The organism is Pseudomonas sp. BT-42-2 (assembly GCF_025847435.2).
Classification (GTDB): domain Bacteria; phylum Pseudomonadota; class Gammaproteobacteria; order Pseudomonadales; family Pseudomonadaceae; genus Aquipseudomonas; species Aquipseudomonas urmiensis.
The window spans coordinates 112,860-136,216 of the sequence record NZ_JAOYTM010000001.1 but is presented as its reverse complement, the minus strand read 5'-3'; the positions used below and the strand labels follow the sequence as shown (position 1 = coordinate 136,216).

Genomic DNA, 23,357 nt, shown 5'->3' with positions numbered 1-23,357 from the left:
TGCGCACATGATCAGGGGCGCTCTACTGGCAATGATGCTGGCGGTCAGCCTCGCCACGCCGGCGCATGCCGAAGGCGAAGTCCGCCAGCTACTGGCCCGCTCGGCGAGCGCGGCCCCGCCGCTGGTGCTGGATCAGCAAGATCGTGACTGGCTCGATAAGCGCAAGGTGTTGGTGCTGGGCAGCTCTCGCCCTGACTATCCGCCTTTTGAAATCAACATTGATCAGGCCGACTATGAGGGCTTGAGTGCCGATTACGCGGGACTGATCGCCGAACAGCTGGGCATTCCCATCGAGGTACGGCGCTTTCCCAGCCGCGAGGAGGCAATCGCCGCCCTGCATGAAGGACGCATCGATCTTTTGGGCAGCTCCAATGCCTTCGAAGCGGTCGAGGCCCAACTGAGCCTGAGCCAGCCGTATGCCGATGACTTGCCGGTGATCGTCAGCCGCCAAGGGCATACCCTCAATCAGAGCAACGCGCTCGCCGGCCTGCGCCTGGCGATGGTCGATCACTACCTGCCAACCGAAATGGTCCGCGCGCACTATCCCCAAGCGCAGCTGTCGCTCTATCGCTCGACCCTGGCAGGCCTGTCGGCTGTGGCACTGGGCGAGGTGGATGCCTACCTGGGCGATGCCATCAGCACCGACTACTTGATCGGCAAGAGCTACCAAGGGCAGATTCGGGTAGATCACTTCTCGCCCCTGCCTGCTGAGTTCTTTGCCTTCGCCTTGGCCAATGAAAACACCCAGTTGCGCCGTTTGGTGGATGATGCGCTCGACAGAATCACCGACAGCGAACGCCTGAATATTCTGCGTCGCTGGAGCAGCGGCAATACCAGTCTGCTGATGCAGCGCCGGGTGGCGGCGCTGACTACCGCCGAACAAGAGTGGATTACCCGCCACCCGGTGGTGCGCGTGCTGGTCAATCCCTCCCTGGCTCCACTGACCTTCAACGACAGCCAGCAACGCCCTACCGGCATCACCATGGACCTGCTCCGGCAAATCAGCCTGCGCACCGGCCTGCAGTTCAATTGCGTTGAAGTCGACTCGGTGCAGGCAATGGTCGAACAGGTCGCCCAAGGTGAGGCGCAGATGATCGGCGCCTTGGGCTATGGCGGCGACCGAGCCGCCCGCCTGCGCTACACCCGCCCCTACCTGGTCAGCCCGCGGGTCTTGGTAACCCGCGCGGATATGGCGTGGCCGGCAGGTTCGCGCTCGCTGGAAGGCAAGCGGGTCGCGTTGATCCGCGGTTCGCCCCAGCGCGCCTTGCTCCAGGCCCAGTACGCCCATGCCCGCTTCGTCGAAGTGAACACCCCACTGGGCTTGATGGAAGCGGTAGCCAATGGTGAAGCCGATGTGGCCCTGAGCAGCCTGATCAATGCCGGCTATTACATTGGCCAGGTGTTCAAAGGCAAGCTGCGAATTGCCGGCCTGCAAAGCGACGATCCAGCGAGCGCTTCGTTCGCTGTCGCACCCGAGCTGGTCGAGCTGCAAAGCATCCTCAACAAAGCCTTGCTCAGCATTCCCCCCGACGAGATGGACCAACTGGTCAACCGCTGGCGCAGCAGTACCCTGGTCAGTGACAGCCCGTGGCGCAATTACCGCACCCTGGCTTTGCAGGTATTGATCCTTGCCGCGCTGCTGCTGGCAGGCGTGGTGTTCTGGAACAGCTACCTGCGCAAATTGATCCATCAACGTACCGAGGCTCAAGGTGCACTGCAGGCCCAGTTGGCACTGAGCCGCGGCCTGCTCGAACAACTGCGCCAGGCCAAGGACGACGCCGAACAGGCCAGCCAGACCAAAAGCACCTTCCTGGCCACCATGAGCCACGAAATCCGCACGCCGATGAATGCGGTGATCGGCTTGCTGGAGTTGGCATTGGAGGACGCTCAAAATGGCCAAAGCGACCCCCACACCTTACAGACTGCGCATGACTCGGCTGTCGGCCTGCTCGAGCTGATCGGCGATATCCTCGATATTTCCCGCATCGAATCCGGTCACATGACCTTGCAACCAGCACCGACCGACCTGGTCGACCTGGTCCGCGCGACGGTACGGGTGTTCGATGGCAATGCCCGCATCAAGGGCCTGCACTTGCGTACCGAGCTGCCCGAGCAGGCGCTTTGGCTGCAGGCCGATCCATTGCGCCTCAAGCAAGTGCTGTCCAACCTGCTGAGCAACGCGATCAAGTTCACCGATCGCGGTGAAATTCTGGTACGCCTGTCGGCCGCGACTGGGCAAGCCAACCAACCCGTACAGGTCACACTCTGCGTGCAAGATAGCGGCGTGGGCATCAGCCCGGCCGACCAGGCCAAACTGTTCAATAGCTTCGCCCAGGTAGACGGTCCACGTGCGCGCCAGGGTGCAGGTTTGGGTCTGGTAATCAGCCGCACCTTGGCCGAACTGATGGGCGGCAAGTTGACCCTGCAAAGTGTCGAGGGCATGGGCACCAAGGTCGAGGTGACGCTGCAACTGACAACCGCCCAGGCGCCTGCCGAGGTCGAGCCAGCCGAAGCTGATCCCATCGAGCAGGGCGGGCCGCTGAACATTCTGGTGGTTGACGACTACCCAGCCAACCTGCTGTTGCTGGACAAGCAGCTCTCCACTTTGGGCCATCAGGTGACACTGGCCGAGCATGGCCAGGCGGCGTTCGGCCTCTGGCAGACCGGCCAGTTTGACTTGGTGATCACCGACTGCAGCATGCCGGTGATGGATGGCCATGAACTGACGCAGCGCATACGCGCCGCGGAAAAACTCACTCACCGCCCTCCTTGCCGGATCCTCGGCGTCACCGCCAATGCCCAGGTCGAAGAGCGTGAACGCTGCCTGGCCAGCGGCATGGACGACTGCCTGTTCAAGCCTATCGGTTTGCAAACCATCAAGGCGCACCTGCCTGTGGTCCAACCGCCTGAGGCAGAGCCTGGGTTAAACAGCAGCGGCTTTAACCTCGATGAACTGCGCCACCTGACCCAGGATGACGCCACCTTGATCAGACGCCTGCTTGAGCAGCTGGCACAGAGCGCCAGCGAAGACCTGCAGGGCTTACGCGCCTTAGGCCCGGCACCGCGCGAAGACGCTGTGCGGACCTTGGTGCACCGGATCAAAGGCGGAGCAAAGATGCTCAAAGTCAGGGGCGTGGTGCGCGACTGCGAAGCCGTGGAACAGGCCATCAGCCGCCACGAACCCACCTCGAAACTGCTCCAGCGCCTGGAGGCAAGCCTGCAGACGCTGCAACGAGAGCTGCGCGAAAACCTTAATGCAATTGCAACGTCGAGCTGATCTGGCTGATGGCATCGACCACATGCCGCGATCCCTGTTGAATTTCCTGGATCACCGTACCCGCCTCGTTGGCCAACGCTACCCCGCGCCCAGTGCGCGACAGGCTCGACTGCATGCTGGCCACCGCAGTCAGCGACAGGTCGTGGTTCTGGCGCACCACATCAACGATCTCCAAGGTAGCCTTGCTCGTGCGCGCCGCCAGGCTGCGCACCTCGTCAGCGACGACAGCAAAGCCACGGCCGTGTTCGCCTGCACGGGCCGCCTCGATCGCTGCGTTGAGCGCTAACAGGTTGGTCTGATCAGCGATACCCCGGATGGTCAGGACAATCTGGCCAATCACTTCCGACTGCTTACTCACCGCATCGATAGTGCGCGCGGCATCGCTCAACTCCTGGGAAATCTGCTCGATCACCTGCACTGTCTGTTGCACCACATCGCTGCCTTTGCGGGCGCAGGCGTCGGTCTGCACGGAACTGGCATGGGCGGCGTCAGCGGCACTCTGCTGGGTGCTGACCTGAGCCGTGATATCACTGGCGAACTTGACTACCTTGTACAGCCGGCCCTTGTTGTCGAAGATCGGATTGTACGAAGCCTCCAGGTACACCGTATCGCCGCGCTTGTTGACCCGTTCAAAACGATGGGAGTGGTACTCGCCGCGGTTCAGAGAGGCCCAGAACTCCCGGTACTCAGCCGACTCGCGCTCATGCGCCAGGCAGAACAAGCCATGATGGCGACCGACGACTTCTTCGAGCCGATAGCCCATGGTGTCGAGGAAGTTCTGGTTGGCCTTGATCACCCGGCCTTGCGGGGTGAACTCGATGACCGCCATCGAGCGACCGATCGCCTTGAGCAGGCTTTCGCTTTCATGCTCCTCCAGCACCCGCCGGCTGATATCGGACGCCACCTTGATCACACTGGTAACCTGTTGGCGCTCATCGAGCACCGGCATGTAGCTGGCTTCCAGCCACACTTCGCGACCAGCCTTGTCGACCCGCTCGAAGGTGCCACTGATCGCCTTGCCCTGGCCCAGCTCACGCCACAGCTGCTGGTACTCGGCCGTTTTGGCATAGGCCGGGTCGCAGAACAGGCGGTGATGTTTACCGCTGATCTCTTCAGCGCTATAACCCATGGCTTTGCAGAAGTTATCGTTGGCGCCGAGGATGGTGCCGTCAGGGGCGAATTCGATCATGGCCATGGAACGGCTGATCGCCGCCAACTTCGCCTCCATACCCGCCAAGGCCTGGCGGCAACGCTGAATCTCGACGAGGTCAGACTTGCGATGATAATCGAACATGACGCCGGGCTCCTTCATCCATGGGATGCCCTGAGCATAGATCGACGCCGACGCCATGCAAGCAATCTGCTATCACTTTAGGATTAACCGTGCGCCGCGTGAAAGGGCTGCAACGCAGCCCCAACGAAGTAGAGCATGCGCATCAGCTGCTCTCGCGCACCATCAACTCGAAGCCCAGATCCTGCTGCTCACTGGCCACGCGCTTGCCATCGAGCATGGCCAGCAGCGCCTGCGCCGCCGCCCGCCCGACTGCAGCGCGGGGCGTGCGAATCGAGGTCAAGGGCGGGACCATATGCGCTGAGGCCGGCAGGTCGTTGAAGCCGACCATCGCCACCTGGCGCGGCACCTCGATGCCTTGGCGCAATGCCTGCAAGACTGCACCTTGAGCCAGGTCGTCGTTACAGAAGAAGATCCCGTCGACATCCGGCGCCTGGGCCAGCAAGCGGCTAAACAACTCCCCGCCCAGGCCAATGGACGACGGCTGCGGCGCCAGCACTTCCAGCTCAGGCGCCTGCATGCCGGCTTCAGCCAAGGCCTGGCGGAACCCTTCGGCACGCTGCAGCACCCGCGGATCGAGCTGCGCAGCGATGAACGCCAGACGCCGCCGACCGCGTTGGATAAGGTGCCGCGCGGCAGCGCGCCCGGCCTGTTGCTGGGAGAAACCAACCGACACCGCGCCCGCCTCACCCCCGAGCTCCATCATGTGCACACAGGGCACACGGCTGGCGGTGAGCATTTGCCTCGACGCTTCGCTGCGATCAAAGCCAGTGAGTAGCACTCCACAGGGTTGATAAGCCAGATAGTTGCGAATCAGGTTCTCTTCTTCGGCAATATCGTAGTGATAGTTACCGATCAGCACTTCAAGGCCGCGTGGACGCATCACCTCATGGATGGCTTCCAGGGTGTCGATGAACAGCTGGTTGGACAGCGACGGAATCAGCACCACCACCGAGTGGCTACGCGCCGAGGCCAGCGCTCGGGCCGCTGGGTTGGCGATATAGCCCAGGCTGGCTGCAGCGCTGAGGACCTTTTCCACCAGTTCTGGGGCCACGGTACTGACGCCGCGCAAGGCGCGGGATGCGGTAATGGGCGATACGCCGGAAAGCCTGGCCACTTCAGCCAGGGTCGGGCGACCTGTAGTACGGGAGCCGGTGCGGGACATGGATGTTGTAATTTTACTACTTGCCAGGATAGGGAACGGCCACTAAGGTAGCGCTGTCCCAGGACACAGGCAATGTAATCTTCGCTAGCAAGCCTGTGTCCAACGGCCATACTGCGTTAGACAAGACTAATAACACCCGGGAGGGTGGCGCCCGCAATCACTCCTTGCCAGAGCTGAGACAGCGCTATCTTACCCCGCAGGAGGTACTGATGAACTCTCCCCTGTCCGCGATTGTGGTAATGGGCGTGGCCGGCTGCGGTAAAAGCAGCATCGGCGCCGCTATTGCTGCGCGAAGCGGCGGCCGCCTGATTGAAGGCGATGCCTTCCACCCGGCCGCCAATATCGAAAAGATGAGCGCCGGCATCCCCCTGGACGACGACGACCGTGCCGGTTGGCTGATCCGCCTGGGTGAAGAGCTGCAGGCCACGCTCAAATCCGGCGAACGGCCAATCCTCACCTGCTCTGCGCTCAAGCGCCGCTATCGCGATGCCCTGCGTCACGCTGTGCCGGACCTGGGCTTCGTGTTCCTCGAGCTGACCCCTGCCGAAGCCGAAAAGCGCGTGCTCGCCCGACCTGGCCACTTCATGCCGGCCAGCCTGATCGAAAGCCAGTTTGCCGCCCTTGAGCCGCCCCATGGCGAACCCCTGACCTTGCCGCTGGACGCTACCCGCCCCGTCGCTGCCTTGGCTGAAACCGTCAATGACTGGCTAAAGCCCTGCGGTGAGCGGACATTGGCGCGGACCGCCTGAGCGGGCGGTTTTTCCGGCTCACCAAAGACAGCGCTACCCCGACGCTTCATGGCGTCTACAGTTGCACCAATGCTCCGCCTAAAAACAAAGACAAGACCGAGGCTCATGAACCATGTTCGGACTGGCTACTGATACCTTCCTGCTACTCGATGCCCTGGTGACCATCATCGGGCTCATCCTGCTGATCACCCATTTCAAGGTTCACCCCTTCGTCGCCCTGACCCTGGCCGCAGGCTTTCTCGGCCTGACCTCAGGCATGCCGGTGGCTAAGGTCATGAAGTCGTTCCAGGACGGCTTTGGCGGTGTGCTCGGCTTTGTCGGCATCGTCCTGGCGCTGGGCACCATGCTCGGCAAGCTGATGGCTGACTCTGGCGGTGCCGACCAGATCGCCCAGACCCTGATCCGCGCCTTCGGCAAACAGAAGGTGCACTGGGCAATGATGTTCGCGGCCTTCTTGGTGGGCATCCCACTGTTCTTCGAGATCGGCTTCGTGCTGCTGATCCCACTGGTATTCATCGTCGCCCGCCGTTCCGGGGTGTCGCTGGTGAAGATCGGTATCCCGCTGCTGGCCGGCCTGTCGGTGGTGCACGGCCTGGTGCCGCCGCATCCGGGGCCGTTGCTGGCGATCGGCATCTTCCACGCCGACATCGGCAAGACCATCTTTTACGGCCTGCTGGTGGCGCTGCCCACGGCAGTGATCGCCGGGCCGCTGTTCGGTAACTTCATTTCCCGCTACATCCCCGGCAACCCGTCCCAGGAACTGATGGACCAGATCGCCAAGGAGTCCGACCAGCGCAACCTGCCCAGCTTCAGCGTTACCCTGATCACCGTGCTGCTGCCGGTGGTGCTGATGCTGCTCAAGACCTTCGCTGACGTGGTGCTGCCCGCCGAGCACATCGTGCGGCAGTGGATGGACCTGATCGGGCACCCAATCACCGCCCTGCTCGCCGCCCTGCTGCTGGCGTTCTACACCTTCGGCTCGGCCCGCGGCTTCTCGCGCCAACAAATCATGAAGATGCTCGACCAGAGCCTGGCGCCGACCGCCGCGATCGTGCTGATCGTCGGCGCTGGCGGCGGTTTCAAGCAGATGCTGGTGGACACTGGCGTGGGCAACGTGATCGGGCAAATGGCCGTGCAGGCAGAAATCTCGCCGATCATGCTGGCCTGGCTGGTGGCGGCGGTGATTCGCATCGCTACCGGTTCGGCAACCGTGGCGACGATTACCGGCGCCGGCATCGTCGCGCCAGTGGTCGACCTGGTGCCCGGCGTCAACCGCGAACTGCTGGTACTGGCCACCGGCGCCGGCTCGCTGATCCTCTCTCACGTCAACGATGCAGGCTTCTGGCTGGTCAAGCAGTACTTCAACATGACCGTGGCCGAGACCTTCAAGACCTGGAGCATGATGGAAACCATCCTTTCGGTGGTGGGCATCATCTTCATCATGCTGTTGGCCCAAGTGGTGTGACCGTTGATCGGGGTGATGGCACCCCGCTCCATCGGGCATGGCCCAACTGAGGTAGAAGCCTGGCGAACGTCTTCGCCCCCGGGATGACGTTGGTCCAGGCAGCCTTTCTCGAAGCAAAGGAGCCTGCCCATGAAACACGCCCTGCTACTCGCAGCCCTGCTCGCCTCGCCCTTGGCCCTGGCAGCGGGCACCGGCACGACCCACCCCGACGACCCCCACAATCCGGCACCTCAGCCCGGCGTCGATAGCACCTTGAACCCGATCGAGACGCCGGTGCCGCGCGATACCGATCCACGGATCCAAGGTAACGACCCAGACAGCCCGCCCGCCGAGCGCAATGAAAATCGCGATCTGCCTGGAATGGGTGACACCGGCTCAGAGGGTACCGGGCGCCAGGGGCAAGGCGGCAGCAGCAAGCCCTGACTGACCCGGGCCGCTGGCATCACCACTGACGCTTGTCTGGACGACTCAGGCCAAGCTTTTCGATCTTGTAGCGCAGCATGTCGCGCGAGAGCCCAAGCAGGCGCGCCGATTTGGTCACGTTCCAATCGGTGCGATCGAGCGTTCGGCACACCAGGTCACGCTCCATCTCCGGCAGACTGGTACCTGGGTCGGGCTCATGGCGTGGCGCTTCATAGGCGCTGAGCATGGGCTGCGGCTGCGCCTGGGGCTCATCGATCAAGGTCAGACACAAGTTCAACTGATGCGCAGCTATCACTTCGGACGGCGCCAGCAACACCGTTTGTTCAAGCATGTTGCGTAGCTCGCGCACGTTGCCCGGCCAGCTGTAGCCAAGCATCAGCGATTCGGCCTCGGCCGAGAAACGCAGGTTGGGCTTGCCATAGCGGCGCCCGTGATGGGCCAGGAAGTGCCGCGCCAGCAGCAAGATATCCTGGCCGCGCGCATACAGCCTGGGCACCTTGAGGGCGATGATGCGCAGGCGGAAGAACAGGTCGCGTCGAAACTTGCCCTGTTGGACCATCTGTTCCAGGTTGCAGTTGGTGGCACTGATCACCCGCAGGTCGACCTTGCGCTCCTTGACCGCGCCAATCCGGCGAATGCTGCGGTCTTCCAGCAGCTTGAGCAGCTTGGCTTGCAGCACCAGGTCCATCTCACCGATCTCATCGAGGAACAATGTGCCGCCATCGGCGGCCTCGACCAAGCCTACCCGCCGCTCCTTGGCGTCGGTGAAGGCGCCTTTCTCATGGCCGAACAGCTCGGCCTCAAGCAGGTTGGCCGGGATCGAGGCACAGTTGAACTCGATGAACGGGCCCTTGCTGCGCATGCCATCAAAGTGCAGGGCGCGCGCCACCAGCTCTTTGCCGGTTCCGGTCTCGCCCTCGATCAACACCGGCGGCAGGTCATCGCTGGCCATGCGCCGTTCGGCATCGAGCAATTGGCGCAGGGTGTGCTTGAGGTTGTGCATGGGCGCCGACTCGCCAATCAGCGCCTGCAGGCCAGACTTTTGCGCCTCGCGCTCTTGATAGAACGACAAGGTGCGCTCCATCCGCTCGGTGGCCAGGGCCTTTTCCAGCATCAACTTGAGCTCTGCCAGCACCACCGGCTTGGTCAGGTAATGAAAGGCGCCTTCTTTCATCGCCAGCACGGCATCTTCGACATTGCCGTAGCCGGTCATCATGATCACTTTGAGCTCTGGCGCCTGCGCCACCAGATTACGCAGCAGGTCGTGACCACTCATGCCCGGCAGCGAATTGTCGGTGAGCACCGCGTCCGGCTGGGCACGACTGATCTGCTCCAGGGCCAACTCGGCGCTGTGGCAGACCGTCACTTCGAACCCCTTGAGGTTCAGGTAGGTGCGGATGTTGTCGGCGAGGATTTCGTCATCCTCGACTACCAGGATGCTGTGCTCCATGGTGCTCTCCCACTGCAATATTGAAGATCAGGCAGACCCGGGTTCCTTCCTCTTCGCGACTGCTCAGGCTGACCGAGCCGCCAAATCGTTCCATGATCCGCTTGACCAGGACCAACCCCACCCCCAGGCCGCCCTGCTTGGTGGTGAAGAACGGCTTGAACACCATCCGCTCCTGTTGCTGGCTCATGCCCTTGCCGGTGTCGCTCAGCAGCAGTTGCACCTGCTGCCCTTCCAACTCACTAAGCTGTGCGCTGAGCCGACCACCCTTGGGCATGGCTTCCACGGCGTTGGCGAACAGGCTGTTGAGAATTTGCGTCAGTTGCAACGACTGGCTGGCCACCCAGTACTGCGCCGCGCCCTCGTAGCTGAACTGCACGCCGTTGCGCTCGATCTGCTGGGCGAAGGCCAGGCGGGTGTCTTCGATGGCTGCCACCAGCTCGACCGGTTCTGCTTCGTCACTGGTTGGACGCAGTGATACCAGCAGGTCACGCACCCAGCGCGACATACGATCAACCTGGCTGATGATGTCGGCAATGTTCTTGCGTGCCGGCTCGTTGGCGATGTCCTGGGCAAGTTCGGCACTGGAGCGGATATTGGCCAGCGGGTTGCGCAAGCTATGGGCCACCGCCGAGGACATCTCGCCCAGCGCCACGTAGGTCTCGCTGGCGACCAAGCGCTCCTGCTGGTGATGCAGCATGCCGGCGGCGCGGCGCACGATCCAGAACAGACCGAAATAGATCAGCGCCCCACCGATCAGGGTCGAGGCCCAGATCAGCACGTAGCCGCGCTGGATGCGGCGGATCAAATCGACCGGTTCCTTGTAGATCTCCACCATCGACAAGACCTGCTCGCCTTGGCTGTCGAACAAGGGGATGTAGTTCTCGATGAACAGGTATTGCGGTTCACGCTGGAATTTTTGCTCCTCGCGGTCTTCTTCGGCCTTGTGATAACTGGCCGAGACCGGTTTGCGCGAGCGAAATGCGTGGTCCAGGTCACTGTCGACTTTGATGCGTTTGCCGATCAGTTGCGGGTTGGTCGACCAGACGATCGTCCGGTCGTGGGCATAGACATTGGCCAGCAAGGTGTCAGGCAGGTGCTCGACATGATCGAGAAACTCTTCACGGGTGGACTTGGCCAGCGCCGCCGGTACCTGCAGGTGCTGATCGTCCAGGCGCGGGTCAAGTAGTTCGCCCATGGTGGTGCCCGGTGGTAGCTGCGAGTGGCGCACTTCCGCCTGGGCCATGGCCTGGATGAACTGAGCGGTGAGCATGGCATCGCGCTCAACGCTGTCACGCACCACAAACCGGGTCGAGACATAACCCAGGCCGCCTGCCACGGCGGTGATGATCAGCAGGCTGATCAGCGAGAACCAGCGCAGCAGATTGAACTCACGCAGCGGCACGGCCAGCCCACTGGAGGGCGTCGAAGACTTGTCTGGCGCAGTGTTTTCCAGCGTCTGCATTGTGTAGTTCCCGCCTTGAACTGCTACCGTGCGTAGCAGGGTGATATCACTTTGCCGCTAGCCTTGCAGCGGCCGCCGGTCGGTACGTACCTGCAGCAAGAAATTAGCCAAGAATGAATAACTCGTTATTATGTTTATTTTCAATGCCTTAGAATACATACCTAATGCTTGATATCATCCACCTTCCCCAATGCTGGGTAATTCTCACCCAAAATTTTTTAATTTTTATAAATCATTGGGTTATGTAAATAATCTAAGGCATTGCTTCAATCGTGGATTACGCGAAAACTCAATGACACTCGGGTGCCCTTGCCTTCGTAACTGCTCAGCCTGACTGATCCGCCGAAGCGCTCCATGATCCGTTTGACCAACACCAGCCCCACGCCCAGCCCGCCTTGCTTGGTGGTAAAAAATGGCTGGAAGGCCAGGCGCTGCTGCTGCTCGCTCATGCCTTTGCCAGTATCGGAGATACGCAAGGTCAGGCTACGCCGATCACGCCGTACGACCTCAACCCGCAACTGCCCGCCCTGCTCCATCGACTCCAGCGCGTTGGCGATCAGGCTGCTGAATATCTGCCCAAGCAAGGCCGGCTGGCCGAGTACCCGCACCGCCGGCAACGGCTTGAGCTCCAGGCTCACCCCCGCCCGAACCAGCGGCACGGCGAACGTTTGCAGGCTCTCTTGCACGGCCTGGGTTAGATCCACCGGGACTGCGTCATCATTGAGTGGCCGCAACGATTGCAGCAGTTGCCGCACCCACTGCGACATGCGGTCGACCTGGCTGATGATATCGTTGACGTTTTTCTGCGCCGGCCCCTCGTCGAACACCTGGGCCAGCTCAGCACTGGAGCGAATGCTGGCCAATGGATTACGCAGGCTGTGGGCCACCGCCGAGGACATCTCGCCCAGCGCCACGTAGGTCTCGTTACTGATCAGGCGCTTTTGCTGCACCGCCATCACCTTCGAGGCCCGGCGCATGATGCCGTACAAGCCGACATAGACCAGCCCAGCGCCCACCGCGATGGCCAGCCAGATCAACAGCAGCCCGTGCTCGATGCGCACGATCAGGTCATGCGGCTCCTTGTAGATTTCCACCATGGCGGTGACCCGCTCACCGTCGGCATCGAACAAAGGTATGTAATTTTCGATGAACAGCTGCTGCGGCGGGGTGACAAACTTCTGCTCGCTGCGCACATCGTCAAAATCGTGGTAACTGGCCGAGACGCGCATCTTGTATTCGAAGGCGCGCTCCAGGTCGTCGTCCGATTCGATGATCTTGCCGGTCAAGGACGGGTTGCTCGACCAGATTACCGTGCGATCGGGTGCGTAGATGTTGGCCAACAGTACATCTGGCAAGTGGGCGATATGATCGAGAAACTCGCCGCGGGCCCTGCGCCGCGCGTCCGGGTCGACATCGGGCATGGCCTGGTCGGTGCGTGGATCGAGTAACTCGCCCATGCTGCGCACATTGGGTATCGCTACATGGCGCACCTCGGCATCGGCGATGGAGGTAATGAACTGGGCGGTGAGCAGCGCATCGCGCTCGACGCTTTCGTCAATGATGAAACGGCTGGAGATCAGCCCAAGTCCGGCTGCGACCGAGACGATGATCGCCAGGCTTACCCAGGCATACCAGCGCAACAGGTCGAATGGCTTGCGGCTTGCGCCCCCATCAGCGCTTGCGGGCACTTCAAGCGTGTCTGGACGAGGGACGAGGTCCATGGCGGACTCCACAACTGGGCACCTGTAAGAGGTTATAGCCCAGTGTTGGGGAAACCAGGATGGCAATTGACTTATTTCGCGCCGGGTCACGCTACATACCCTGCTGCCGGCCAATCTGCGCGCTCAGCGGTGCATCATCAGCCAAACCCTGCAGCTTTCGGTATTCACGCAGCACGTTGGGCACATAACGGCGGGTTTCGGCGAATGGAGGCACTACGCGGCCACGGCTCAGTACGGCATCGGGGCCTGCGTTATAGGCGGCCACTGCCAAGGTGATGTCATTGTCGAACAACTTGAGCATGCGCTTGAGGTAGCGCGCCCCACCCTGCACGTTAGCGGCCGGGTCCAACGCATCCTTAACGCCCATCTCCTTGGCCGTCTCGGGCATCAGTTGCATCAGCCCAACCGCGCCTCTGGGTGAACGTGCCTTGGGGTTGTAGCCCGACTCGGCCTTGATCAAGGCATGCAGCAAAGCCTGAGGCACGTCGTGGGCACGCGCGGCGGCGGCAACCTCGTCGGCATAAGGCCGACCCGTGACCCATTGCGCGTTGGCCGGCCCGGACAGCGCCGCGACCTCGCTGATCACCCGCTCATAGTGGCGTCCTGGCCGATGCACGTTGGATAACACATAGCCGCCCTTGGCATCGATGGAGATATACACATCGGCCTGAGCAGCACCCGCCGCTAGCCAGATAAGTCCCAGGATAATTCCACGCATGTCGGTCACCTCCCCGTCGTGGCCCCCGATGTGGGGGATATGCCCCGGAAAACCCGAGGTTTGAACCTCTCACGCAAGCACTGTGCCGCTTGCCATCGCCCATGGCGCAAGGCCGCGAGGCAGACGTGCACGACAGTTGCATAAGGCTTGGCGAGAACTGCCTAACCGCACTGGAGGGTTTCACCATGCAGCGCAGATCCCACGCCCAGAGAGGCTTCACCCTGCTTGAACTGTTGGTGGTGCTGGTGGTGCTCGGCTTGCTGGCCGGCATCGTCGCCCCCAAGTACTTCAGCCAACTCGGCCGCTCCGAAGCGAAAGTGGCCCGCGCCCAGATCGAAGGGCTAAGCAAAGCCCTGGACCTGTATCGCCTGGAAGTCGGTCACTACCCCAACAGCGAGCAAGGCTTGCAGGCCCTGGTCAGTGCGCCGAGCGGCGAGGCACGCTGGTCGGGCCCGTACCTGCAGAAAGCCGTGCCGCAAGACCCCTGGGGCCGCGCCTATATCTACCGCCAACCCGGCGAAAACGGTGGCGAGTACGACCTGCTGTCGATGGGCAAGGATGGCCAGCCCGGAGGCGATGGGGAAAACGCCGAAGTCACCAGCTGGCAGTAAGGAGAGCGACTATGCGCTACCACCTCAAAGCATTGGGGAGCCAAGGCGTCGTTGAGCTGCAGATCGACGCCGAGGATGCCGAGCAGGCGCGCCGCCAGGCCCAGGCGCAAGGCCTGCGGGTGGTCAGCCTGCGCGGCCAGGCCAGCAGTCTGCGTGGCTTGCCCTGGCGGCGTGCCCCGGCGTTCGACCTGGTGCTGTTCAGCCAGGAACTGAGCACCCTGCTCAACGCCGGCCTGCCGCTGATCGATGCCCTGGAAAGCCTGGCCGAAAAAGCCCCTGGCGGGTCGTCCCGCAAGGTGCTCGAGCAATTGGTACGGCAGCTGTATGAAGGCCGCTCGCTGTCCCAGGCGCTAAGTCAGCAACCGCAGGTGTTTCCAACCCTGTATGTGGCGCTGGTGCAGTCCAGCGAACGCACCGGCGCCCTCGGCGATGCCCTGTGCCGTTACATCGGCTACCGCCAGCGGCTGGACCTGGTCCGGCAGAAATTGGTGGGGGCCTCGGTGTATCCGTTGCTGTTGCTGCTGGTTGGGGGCGGCGTGGTGCTATTTTTGCTGGGCTATGTGGTACCGCGCTTCAGTTTGGTGTTCGAGGGCATGGGCACTGAACTGCCCTGGCTGTCGCGAGTACTGATGCAGATTGGCCTGTTCCTGCATGCGCAGATGCTGCCACTGGCACTGGCTACGCTTGGCGCGCTGACGGTGCTGGCGCTGATGCGCCGTAACCCGGCGTTACGGCGCTGGCTGGGGCGGCAAATACGGCGCTTTGGGGCACTGCACCAGCGCTTGCTGATGTATGAACTGGCGCGCTTCTACCGCTCGCTGGGGATCTTGCTGCAAGGCGGGATATCCATTCTCACCGCCATGGGCATGGCCCGTGGGCTGCTTGGCAGCGGCACCGCGCAGGGGCTTGAGCAAGCCAGCCAGCGGGTCGCTGAAGGCCTTCCGCTGTCCGATGCACTGGAGGCTGGCGGCTTGGTGACGCCAGTGTCGCTGCGCCTGCTCAGGGCCGGCGAGCAGTCGGGCAACCTGGGCGAGATGCTCGAGCGCTGCGCCGACTTTCATGACCAGGAAGTCGGCCGCTGGGTGGAATGGTTCGTGAAACTGTTCGAGCCTTTGCTGATGACCTTCATTGGCCTGCTGATCGGCCTGATCGTGATCCTGATGTACATGCCGATCTTCGAGCTGGCTTCGAGCATTCATTGAGCGCCGGCCTCAATAATCGAAGCGGTCCACCGCCCGGCGCCGCTCGTTGTCATCGCGCCGGTCATAGGCGGCGGTGGTCTGGATATTGGCATGGTGGGCCAGCTTCTGCGCGATCGACAGGTCATGCTCCTCGATCACCCGGGTGATGAAGGCCCGGCGAAAATCATGGGGCATGATCTTCACCCCGACCTGGGCGCCACGCTGGCGAGCGATGTAATAGATGGCATGCTTGGTGATCCGCGCGCGGGTGATGTGATTGCCCCGGCGAATTCGATTGAACAGAAAGCCGTCATCGCCCTCACCTTCCGCTAACTGCGCCCGGCGCAGGTCGAGCCAGGCCTGTAGCTTTTCGAAAGCCCAGGCCGGCGCATACTTGACCAACTGGCGGTTGCCCTTGCCCACCACTTGCAGGCTGCGGGCCTGGAAGTCGACCTGGGCCAGATCGACATCGACCGATTCAGACTTGCGCATGCCGGTGCCGTACAACAAGGCAATGATCGCCGCATCGCGTACACCTTGCGGGCGTGGGTCGGCGGCGCAGACGTCCATCAGCTCTCGAATCAGGCTACGGCGCAGATTGCGCCCCGGTGGCAAGCGGCTGCCGCTGTCTGGCTTGACTTCGCGTATGCGCAGCAACTGCTCGTGGTCGATCAGGCCCTGGCGCCAGGCTTCATTCATCACCCCGCGCACCGCGTTGACATACAACGACGAGGTATTCGGCGCGTAGCCATCGGCACGCAGCGCCGCCACCAGAGCGATGACATGGCCAGGCTCAAGCCGGTGCCACGGCACCTCTTCGATATCGCAATCGACGAACCCCAGGCGGTCGGCGCCATCCTGGAGAATGTAACGCATGGTCAACTGGCTGGAGGGCGCCAAGCGCGCCAGATACTGCAGCAGCGGATTGTGCAGGAGATCAGACAAAACGTGGATCCTGTAGCGTGAAACGGGGGCGAAAACGGTGCCATCACCTTGATATACAAGGGCTTTGCGCAGTGTGAAGGCGTTGATGGTACCTCATTCCTACTGCGTTGATCGAACCTGAGGCCCAGCCCCTGGGTGGGCTAGAGTGGTAGCCATGACCATTGAGCGCCGAGGCAGCATGGCTTTGCACCGTTTGACCCGCACCCACCCGCGCCTGAGCTTCGCCGCCCTTGCCGGACTGGTGGGCGCCTGGCTGATCCCAGCAGATGATCTGACCCAACACATTCTCGCGGGCTGGAACCTGGGCGTCTGGCTGTACTTGCTGTTGGTCGCCTGGCTGACCTGGCGGGCCACGCCTGACACGGTGCGCAAGGTCGCCCGGGTCGAGGATGAGAACGCAGCGCTGGTGCTGTTCACCGTGTGCATCGCGGCTATCGCCAGCCTTGCCGCGGTGACCCTGCAACTGGTGTCCAGCCGCGGCCTGCAAGGCAGTGCGCTCGCCTTGCACTACCTGTACACCGGGCTGACGGTGGCGGGCTCCTGGCTGCTGATCGGCTGCATCTTCAGCCTGCATTACGCGCGCCTGTTCTACACCGACAAAGGCCACCAGCCGCTGTTGCGCTTTGCCGACAGCGAGCGCAACCCCGACTACTGGGACTTTCACTACTTCTCCTTCACCATCAGCGTCGCTGTGCAGACCTCTGATGTCGGTGTCGGCGGCCGGGGCATGCGCCGGGTGGTGCTGGCCCACTCACTGGTAGGCTTCGTATTCAATACCGCCATCCTGGGTTTCACCATCAACATTGCTGCCGGCCTGCTTGGCGCAAATTAGCTGCACCGTCGGTCGGAAACTGCTGGGCAGGCGCAGGCGGAAAAACAGCACAGCCCTCCTCTCGCCCCAGTACCTGCGGGCGGCGAAAACGTTTGCCTGCCAACTGCCGCCGGCAGGCGTCCAAGCAGGTGCTGTGACCGCCGTCATGCATTAGCACATTTGTCATATTTTCTGCGGGACACTGCCATGCCAAGTGCTATCGTTACAGTCCCACCGGCCGCATGAGTGGCCACATGATCACCGCGTTCAAGACGAGGACAAGGAGGCTGGCATGAACAAGATGACGTTCCCCAACGCCTGCCAGGTGATGCGCTGGCACTTCCACCCTTTGGGGTTCGAAGCCAGCATGGATGCGCCGCGCAGCATGATCGCCCGCCTGTTCGACCGCGCCACTGGCGAAACCGTACTGGCCATCGCCGGCATTCCCTGTGCGGCGATCATGGCCGCGGCCGATGTCGAACGGATCATCGAAGCGGTAGAAGATGAGATGGCCGCGTTCGTCCCGTCGTTCGCCTTGCGCGACGCGGTCTAGCCGACCTGCTGCTGTTTTTCCCGCAATGCCACCAGCCCTGCCATGAACTGTTCGGCAGGTACCGGCCTGCCCATCAGGTAGCCCTGCAGCGAATCGCACCCCAAGCGGGTGAGAAAGTCTTGCTGGCGATCGGTCTCGACCCCCTCGGCAACAATCCGCAGGCCCAGTGCCTGGCCAAGGGCGACAATGGCCGAGACAATTGCAGCGTCATCGCTGTCGTGCTCAAGATCACGGACGAATCCGCGATCGATCTTCAGTTCGTTGGCCGGCAGGCGCTTGAGGTACATCAGGCTCGAATAGCCGGTGCCAAAGTCGTCGATGGAAATGTCCACACCCATGTCGGACAGCTTCTGCAGCACGGTCAGGCTGGCATCGGCGTCGTGCATGGCCGTGGTTTCGGTGATCTCCAGGGTCAAGCGGTTGGCGGGCAGCTGATTGCGCTGCAAGGCGCTGGCAACACTGGCCACCAGGCCTGCGTGGCAAAACTGGATCGCCGACAGGTTGACCGCCATGCGCCAGTCTTGATGCCCCTGCTCCAGCCACTCGCGCATCTGCCGACACGCTTCATCGAGCACCCACTCACCGATGGGGATGATCAGCCCGGTTTTTTCCGCAAGGCCGATGAAGCGGTCCGGCAGCAGTAGCCCCTGCTGCGGATGATCCCAACGCAGCAACGCCTCGGCACCAATTGGCTGACGCAGGGTAGCGTCGAATTTAGGCTGGTAATGCAGGCGGAACTGACCAAGCTCCAACGCCGCGCGCAGGTCCTGGAGCAATTGCAGCTGCTGGCGAGCGTTGCTGTTCATCGACACGTCGAAGAAGCTGTAGCCGTTCTTGCCTGCGCTCTTGGCGTGGTACATCGCCGCATCGGCGTTACGCAGCAGTTCGAGCTGATCGACGCCGTTGCCCGGATAGAGGACGATGCCCAGGCTCGCGGTCAGTTGCAGGTCGTGCTCGGCCACGCGAAATTGCCGCGAGACCAGGTTGACCTGCTTGGCCGCCACATCCATGGCGTCTTCCGGCTCTTGCAGCTCGACCAGCAGGACGAACTCATCGCCGCCAATCCGCGCCAGGGTGTCCTGGCTGTGCAAGTGACCACGCAGGCGCGAGGCGACAGCCTTGAGCAACTGATCACCGACATGATGGCCAAACGCATCGTTAACCGGCTTGAAGCCATCCAGGTCGATGAACATCAGCGCGAAACAACCGCCCTGCTCGGCCACCTTGCCGATTGCCTGGTCGATCCGATCAGCCAGCAGGGTGCGGTTGGGCAAGCCGGTAAGGATATCGTGCAGCGCCAACTGGGTGAGTTCCTGGTTGGCTAGCGTCAGCGACCGCGCAAGCTCTGCGGTGCGCGCTTCCAGCCGGGCATCGAGGACCGAGGTCAACAGTGCCACCGAGAGCACCGCCAAGGTGGTGATCAGCACCAGATAATCCAGGCCCTCGCCACTGAGGCCTGTGGTCAACGCGCCGCAGAAGCTGCCCTCGGGGAAGTTCGCCGCCGCCATGCCGGTGTAGTGCATGCCCACGATGGCAACCCCCATCACCACGGCCGCCGCGCCGCGGATCTGCCGCACATAAGGTGTGTGCTGGCGTAGACGGAAGGCAATCCACAGCGCCGCGGCCGAAGCGCCGACCGCGATCGCCAGCGAGGCGCCGAACAGCGTCGGGTCGTAATCGATGCCTGGTTGCATGCGCAGGGCAGCCATGCCCATGTAATGCATGCTGCTGATGCCACTGCCCATGATCAGCGCGCCGCAGCCCAGTTGCAGCCACGGCAGGCTGGGCTGGCTCACCAGCCATAAGGCAAAGCCACACGACAGCACCGCGATCAGCAACGACAGCGCGGTCAGTGGCAAGTCATAGCCCAGGTCGATCGGCAAACTGAAGGCGAGCATGCCAATGAAGTGCATCGACCACACGCCGATACCCATGGCCAACGCCCCGCCAGCCATCCACAAATGCGCCGCGCGGCCCTTGGCCGTGGCGATCCGCCCGGTCAGGTCCAGGGCGGTGTAGGAGGCAAGAATGGCGACGCACAGCGAGATCAACACCAGCGAGGAAGAGTAGCTACCGATCAGCATTGGCACATCCAGCAGCGGGCGTGGGGGGCCCGCAAAAAGCTGATAATTGTACTCAAGCTTTAGCGAAACGCACGGGTTTTCGCGAATGAGAACGGATCCAATCCTGTGTTAGCGGGGCCGCTGCGCGCCCCTGAACTCGGCCGCCAACTACCTATAGACAGCCGCATACGCCTCACGCAAATCACACGCCCAGCCATCGAGCACAGCCTTGACGTTATCCGCCGTCATCACCTGCCGGTCATTCTCCAGCGGCACCCCGGTGCCCATCCTCATCACCTCGGCCACCACCGCCCCCGTCGCGCCATCCTCGAATGAAAGCTCAGTGCTGATCTCGCTGTCCTGATCACGTATCCCGGTGGCAGTGCTCACCCCGGCCGCGACCAAGGTAATCGGCAGCCACTCATAAAAGCGCAAGCCCTGGGTACTGGCCGCAACCCGGGTAATTGCAGGCCTGACCACCAAGGTATGCGGGCCTGGCTTGTCGACCACGGTCAAGACTTTGCCCAGCTCGTGCTTGAGCGACGCATCGTAATAGCCGAGCACGTTAGTCAAGGTAGTCCCAGCAATCCGCTCGGTCGGCTCGAACCGCGGGTAGAACACGCTGGGGGCAAAGTACACCTGGGTGTACTGCCCCCGACTCACGCCAGGGCTGACCCAGCTCAGCACCGTCTGGCCCGAGGGCGCTTGACGCTGGCTGAGCAGGCTATAGTCCTGGAGAAACCCGGCGTGCATCTCACTGGGCGCCTTTTTGCTGCTACAGGCCGACAGGGTCAACACGGCGGCAAACAGCAGCGACAGCGAACGGTTGCTTCTCATCACGGCAATCCCTTTAACAGCAACGTGGTCATACATGGACTTGGCTACCTTCAGCGCCTTCGGAGCAGGCGATGCGCAGTTGCCCATGGGCCATGATCCAGGCGATCAGCTCGGCGGTGGGCACGGCGTGGGCGTACTCGACCCAGTGACCGCTGTCCGGGCTGTAGTGCTCGACGTAGCGGCGCAGCACTACCTGGTGCTGATCCTGGGCCAGCCCCAGGCAGGACTGCTGGAAAATGATCGGCTCGTCGCGCCCGGTGGTGGTGGTGCGCTGCATCAGGATCAACGAGCGGGCGATGTCGTGTGCGGGATACTTGCTGTGCAAAACCTTCATGGACGCCCCCTTTGGCTTGGAAAGCCGGCAGAGTGCCCGGCGGGTTTTGCTGGAGAATGTCCGCTTGATGGCTGCGCTGACGCTTTGTTGCTCGATTGAAATATATGACCCAACCTGGGCAATGGTTTTACAGTTGCCCTTTTTCGCCTGTGGATCTGAGTGAACGTGAGCAGACTGCTGATCGTCGACGACGATATGGAAATCTTGTCGTTGCTGAAGAAGTTCTTCCTTCAGCATGCCTATGAGGTGGATGTCGCCCCGCACGGCGAGGCGATGTGGGCGGCGATCGCCCAGCAGCGCCCGGACACCATCATTCTCGACCTGATGCTGCCTGGTGAAGGCGGCCTGAGCCTGTGCCAGAAAGTCCGCGCGCAAACCGGCATCCCGATCATCATGCTCACTGCCATGGCCGAACTGAGCGACCGCATCGTCGGCCTGGAACTGGGCGCCGACGACTACCTGACCAAGCCGTTCGCCCCGCGTGAGCTGCTGGCGCGGTTGCGCGCCTTGCAGCGCCGGGTAGGCGAACGGCAAGTGCCCGTCAGCGAACCGTCACGGCCGATAATCGGCTTTGCCGGTTGGCACCTGGACATCACCGCGCGCGAGCTGCGCTCGCCTGAAAACGTGATGATTCCACTGTCTGGCGGTGAGTTCGATCTGTTGCTGGTGTTTCTCGAGCATCCACAGCGCATCCTCACCCGCGAGCAACTGATCGATCTCACCCACGGCCAAGGCCACGACGCTTATGACCGCAGCATCGACGTGCAAGTCAGCCGCCTGCGGCGCAAGATCGAGCCCGACAGCAAGCGCCCGGACCTGATCCGCACCGTGCGCAATGGCGGCTACATGTTCACCGCCAAGGTCAGCCGCTCGTGACAACACCGCGCTGGCGCCGCGATACCCTCAACCGGCGCATCGCCCTGACCATCCTGGTGGCGATGCTGATCTCGTTGGCCCTCAATGCCCTATTCGTGCAGGTGGCAGGCATCTGGGCGCGGCCGCCGATCGACCGCACTGGCCTGCTGGACCAGATTGCCGCCACCGCGCGAGTGATCGAAGCCGCCCCAGCGCCCCTGCGCCCGCAATTGGCCAATGCCGCCAGCAGCCCCATGCTGCAGGTGCAATGGCAAGCCGAGCGCCGCGCATTCGATCTGCCCCCGGGTGGCGCGCAGGTCGACCCCGGCAAAGTGCCCGTGCTGCGCCAATTGCTCGGCAATCAGCGGGAAATCGAAGTCTACCGGCCCAGTGACTGGCCCAGCGGCAGCGCCCAGGCGCGGTATGCGGTGCTGATCGAGTTCGGCGATGGCAGCTGGCTGTCCTTCGTGCCACCCGAGCGCAGCTGGGGTCTGAACTTGCCGGCCCGCATTGGCGTGATCATCGCCCTGGGGCTGATCGCCACCTTGCTGGTCGCCTGGATCGCCACCCACCAACTGGCCAAGCCCCTGCAACGCTTTGCCGGTGCGGCCCGGCGCTTTGGAGGTGATCTAAGCGCGCCACCGATCAAGCTTGAAGGTCCCCACGAAATCCGCCAGGCGATCATCGCCTTCAATACCATGCAAGCGCAGATTCAGCATTTCATCGCTGAGCGCACCCACATGCTCGCAGCCATCTCCCACGACCTGCGTGCGCCGTTGACGCGGATGCGCTTGCGCAGTGAGTTCATGGAAGACCTCGACCACCAGCGCAAACTGATTCGCGATGTCGAAGAAATGCAGTCGATGATCAACGCCGCCCTGGCGTTTTTCCGCGAAGACACGGCGCTGGAGCAAAGCACCGCGTTCGATCTGTCGGAGCTGCTGCAAACCATCATCGACGACTACCGCGACCAAGGCATTGCCGTCGACTTCGCCGGCCCCGCGCACCTGGTGTATGACGGCCGGCCGCTGAGCATCAAGCGCGTGGTGGTCAACCTGCTGGACAATGCAGTGAAGTATGGCCGACAGCCGCGCATTGATCTGAGCAGTGACCAGCAAGCTGTGCGCATCGAGGTTAGCGACCAAGGGCCCGGGATTCCCGAACCCGCCCTGCAGCGCGTGTTCGACCCATTCTTTCGTCTTGAAAGCTCGCGCAACCGCGACACCGGCGGGGTTGGCCTGGGCCTGTCGGCAGCGCGGGCGATCGTGCGTGAGCAAGGCGGCGAGCTCACCCTGCGCAATGGCAGTGGCTCAGGGCTGATTGCGCAGGTTGAGCTGCCGGGACGTAGCTGAAGCAAATCTGCAGGGGCTGTACCGGCCCTATCGCGGGCAAGCCCGCTCCTACAGGCCGGCGGGTGCCTCTGCAGGTACGGGCCCGCGATAGCGC

General features: G+C 62.5%; 19 protein-coding genes and 2 pseudogenes. 10 read left to right on the top strand and 11 right to left on the bottom strand.

Annotated features, from left to right (window positions below; translation table 11 throughout):
- Window positions 1–10 precede the first annotated feature (10 nt).
- Window positions 11–3,277, top strand: coding sequence for a transporter substrate-binding domain-containing protein (locus tag OIU19_RS00620; RefSeq protein ID WP_264232802.1), 3,267 nt, complete (start codon window positions 11–13; stop codon window positions 3,275–3,277).
- Here the strand turns inward: OIU19_RS00620 and OIU19_RS00615 are convergent.
- The 3 genes and pseudogenes from OIU19_RS00615 to OIU19_RS00605 all read right to left on the bottom strand — a co-directional run.
- Window positions 3,252–3,668, bottom strand: a pseudogene (locus tag OIU19_RS00615) (methyl-accepting chemotaxis protein); the annotation flags it as partial. The gene OIU19_RS00620 and the pseudogene OIU19_RS00615 sit on opposite strands and share 26 nt — an antisense overlap.
- Window positions 3,669–3,788: 120 nt before the next feature.
- A pseudogene (locus OIU19_RS00610) lies at window positions 3,789–4,505 on the bottom strand (PAS domain-containing protein); the annotation flags it as partial.
- 208 nt (window positions 4,506–4,713) lie between these two features.
- Window positions 4,714–5,733 carry a LacI family DNA-binding transcriptional regulator gene (locus OIU19_RS00605; RefSeq protein ID WP_264232593.1) on the bottom strand — a complete coding sequence of 340 codons (1,020 nt, stop codon included), beginning with the start codon at window positions 5,731–5,733 and terminating at the stop codon, window positions 4,714–4,716.
- Between the two features lie 209 nt (window positions 5,734–5,942).
- Between OIU19_RS00605 and OIU19_RS00600 the strand changes: the two genes are divergently transcribed.
- From OIU19_RS00600 to OIU19_RS00590, 3 genes are all read left to right on the top strand, one after another.
- Window positions 5,943–6,482, top strand: coding sequence for a gluconokinase (locus OIU19_RS00600; RefSeq protein ID WP_264232592.1), 540 nt, complete (start codon window positions 5,943–5,945; stop codon window positions 6,480–6,482).
- Window positions 6,483–6,594: 112 nt separating this feature from the next.
- Window positions 6,595–7,947: a GntP family permease gene (locus OIU19_RS00595; protein WP_186554314.1), complete on the top strand. Its 1,353-nt coding sequence runs from the start codon at window positions 6,595–6,597 to the stop codon at window positions 7,945–7,947.
- Between the two features lie 129 nt (window positions 7,948–8,076).
- Window positions 8,077–8,370, top strand: a complete 294-nt coding sequence (locus tag OIU19_RS00590) for a hypothetical protein (RefSeq protein WP_264232591.1) — start codon at window positions 8,077–8,079, stop codon at window positions 8,368–8,370.
- 19 nt (window positions 8,371–8,389) lie between these two features.
- Here the strand turns inward: OIU19_RS00590 and OIU19_RS00585 are convergent, their stop codons facing one another.
- The 4 genes from OIU19_RS00585 to OIU19_RS00570 form a co-directional block, all read right to left on the bottom strand.
- A complete protein-coding gene (locus OIU19_RS00585; RefSeq protein ID WP_264232590.1) occupies window positions 8,390–9,820 on the bottom strand; it encodes a sigma-54 dependent transcriptional regulator in 1,431 nt (476 codons plus the stop codon).
- A complete protein-coding gene (locus tag OIU19_RS00580) occupies window positions 9,789–11,282 on the bottom strand; it encodes a sensor histidine kinase (protein ID WP_264232589.1) in 1,494 nt (497 codons plus the stop codon). The genes OIU19_RS00585 and OIU19_RS00580 overlap by 32 nt, the downstream gene beginning before the upstream one ends.
- Window positions 11,283–11,548: 266 nt before the next feature.
- On the bottom strand, window positions 11,549–13,003 hold the full coding sequence (locus tag OIU19_RS00575) for an ATP-binding protein (RefSeq protein WP_264232588.1): 1,455 nt from the start codon (window positions 13,001–13,003) through the stop codon (window positions 11,549–11,551).
- A gap of 91 nt (window positions 13,004–13,094) precedes the next feature.
- Complete coding sequence (locus OIU19_RS00570) at window positions 13,095–13,721, bottom strand: lytic transglycosylase domain-containing protein (protein ID WP_264232587.1); 627 nt, start codon at window positions 13,719–13,721, stop codon at window positions 13,095–13,097.
- Between the two features lie 185 nt (window positions 13,722–13,906).
- Between OIU19_RS00570 and gspG the strand changes: the two genes are divergently transcribed.
- Both gspG and OIU19_RS00560 read left to right on the top strand, forming a co-directional pair.
- Complete coding sequence (gene gspG, locus OIU19_RS00565; RefSeq protein ID WP_264232586.1) at window positions 13,907–14,332, top strand: type II secretion system major pseudopilin GspG; 426 nt, start codon at window positions 13,907–13,909, stop codon at window positions 14,330–14,332.
- A gap of 11 nt (window positions 14,333–14,343) precedes the next feature.
- A complete protein-coding gene (locus OIU19_RS00560) occupies window positions 14,344–15,534 on the top strand; it encodes a type II secretion system F family protein (protein WP_264232585.1) in 1,191 nt (396 codons plus the stop codon).
- 9 nt (window positions 15,535–15,543) lie between these two features.
- Here OIU19_RS00560 and xerC read toward each other — a convergent pair whose 3' ends face one another.
- Window positions 15,544–16,458 (bottom strand): tyrosine recombinase XerC, encoded by a 915-nt coding sequence (gene xerC, locus OIU19_RS00555; protein ID WP_264232584.1) that lies wholly within the window; start codon window positions 16,456–16,458, stop codon window positions 15,544–15,546.
- A gap of 178 nt (window positions 16,459–16,636) precedes the next feature.
- On the opposite strand from xerC, the gene OIU19_RS00550 reads away from it, so the two are divergent.
- Together OIU19_RS00550 and OIU19_RS00545 are read left to right on the top strand one after the other, a co-directional pair.
- Entirely contained in the window at window positions 16,637–17,290 is a 654-nt protein-coding gene (locus OIU19_RS00550) for a DUF1345 domain-containing protein (RefSeq protein WP_264232801.1), read from the top strand.
- Between the two features lie 271 nt (window positions 17,291–17,561).
- Window positions 17,562–17,822: a DUF1652 domain-containing protein gene (locus tag OIU19_RS00545; RefSeq protein WP_186554305.1), complete on the top strand. Its 261-nt coding sequence runs from the start codon at window positions 17,562–17,564 to the stop codon at window positions 17,820–17,822.
- Here the strand turns inward: OIU19_RS00545 and OIU19_RS00540 are convergent.
- From OIU19_RS00540 to OIU19_RS00530, 3 genes are all read right to left on the bottom strand, one after another.
- Window positions 17,819–19,906, bottom strand: a complete 2,088-nt coding sequence (locus OIU19_RS00540; RefSeq protein ID WP_264232583.1) for a bifunctional diguanylate cyclase/phosphodiesterase — start codon at window positions 19,904–19,906, stop codon at window positions 17,819–17,821. The genes OIU19_RS00545 and OIU19_RS00540 overlap by 4 nt on opposite strands.
- Before the next feature lie 147 nt (window positions 19,907–20,053).
- On the bottom strand, window positions 20,054–20,722 hold the full coding sequence (locus OIU19_RS00535; protein ID WP_264232582.1) for a DUF3313 domain-containing protein: 669 nt from the start codon (window positions 20,720–20,722) through the stop codon (window positions 20,054–20,056).
- A 28-nt stretch (window positions 20,723–20,750) separates the two neighbouring features.
- A complete protein-coding gene (locus OIU19_RS00530) occupies window positions 20,751–21,056 on the bottom strand; it encodes a hypothetical protein (protein ID WP_186557094.1) in 306 nt (101 codons plus the stop codon).
- A gap of 165 nt (window positions 21,057–21,221) precedes the next feature.
- On the opposite strand from OIU19_RS00530, the gene OIU19_RS00525 reads away from it, so the two are divergent.
- Together OIU19_RS00525 and OIU19_RS00520 are read left to right on the top strand one after the other, a co-directional pair.
- A complete protein-coding gene (locus tag OIU19_RS00525; protein WP_264232581.1) occupies window positions 21,222–21,932 on the top strand; it encodes a response regulator in 711 nt (236 codons plus the stop codon).
- A gap of 62 nt (window positions 21,933–21,994) precedes the next feature.
- Complete coding sequence (locus tag OIU19_RS00520; protein ID WP_372353275.1) at window positions 21,995–23,263, top strand: ATP-binding protein; 1,269 nt, start codon at window positions 21,995–21,997, stop codon at window positions 23,261–23,263.
- Window positions 23,264–23,357: the final 94 nt, after the last annotated feature.

Coding starts and splice junctions, on each gene's coding strand:
- OIU19_RS00605 (WP_264232593.1), bottom strand. CDS start 5,733: ATGTCCCGCACCGGCTCCCGTACTACAGGTCGCCCGACCCTGGCTGAA.
- OIU19_RS00600 (WP_264232592.1), top strand. CDS start 5,943: ATGAACTCTCCCCTGTCCGCGATTGTGGTAATGGGCGTGGCCGGCTGC.
- OIU19_RS00595 (WP_186554314.1), top strand. CDS start 6,595: ATGTTCGGACTGGCTACTGATACCTTCCTGCTACTCGATGCCCTGGTG.
- OIU19_RS00590 (WP_264232591.1), top strand. CDS start 8,077: ATGAAACACGCCCTGCTACTCGCAGCCCTGCTCGCCTCGCCCTTGGCC.
- OIU19_RS00585 (WP_264232590.1), bottom strand. CDS start 9,820: ATGGAGCACAGCATCCTGGTAGTCGAGGATGACGAAATCCTCGCCGAC.
- OIU19_RS00580 (WP_264232589.1), bottom strand. CDS start 11,282: ATGCAGACGCTGGAAAACACTGCGCCAGACAAGTCTTCGACGCCCTCC.
- OIU19_RS00575 (WP_264232588.1), bottom strand. CDS start 13,003: ATGGACCTCGTCCCTCGTCCAGACACGCTTGAAGTGCCCGCAAGCGCT.
- OIU19_RS00570 (WP_264232587.1), bottom strand. CDS start 13,721: ATGCGTGGAATTATCCTGGGACTTATCTGGCTAGCGGCGGGTGCTGCT.
- gspG (WP_264232586.1), top strand. CDS start 13,907: ATGCAGCGCAGATCCCACGCCCAGAGAGGCTTCACCCTGCTTGAACTG.
- OIU19_RS00560 (WP_264232585.1), top strand. CDS start 14,344: ATGCGCTACCACCTCAAAGCATTGGGGAGCCAAGGCGTCGTTGAGCTG.
- OIU19_RS00550 (WP_264232801.1), top strand. CDS start 16,637: ATGGCTTTGCACCGTTTGACCCGCACCCACCCGCGCCTGAGCTTCGCC.
- OIU19_RS00545 (WP_186554305.1), top strand. CDS start 17,562: ATGAACAAGATGACGTTCCCCAACGCCTGCCAGGTGATGCGCTGGCAC.
- OIU19_RS00540 (WP_264232583.1), bottom strand. CDS start 19,906: ATGCTGATCGGTAGCTACTCTTCCTCGCTGGTGTTGATCTCGCTGTGC.
- OIU19_RS00535 (WP_264232582.1), bottom strand. CDS start 20,722: ATGAGAAGCAACCGTTCGCTGTCGCTGCTGTTTGCCGCCGTGTTGACC.
- OIU19_RS00530 (WP_186557094.1), bottom strand. CDS start 21,056: ATGAAGGTTTTGCACAGCAAGTATCCCGCACACGACATCGCCCGCTCG.
- OIU19_RS00520 (WP_372353275.1), top strand. CDS start 21,995: ATGCTGATCTCGTTGGCCCTCAATGCCCTATTCGTGCAGGTGGCAGGC.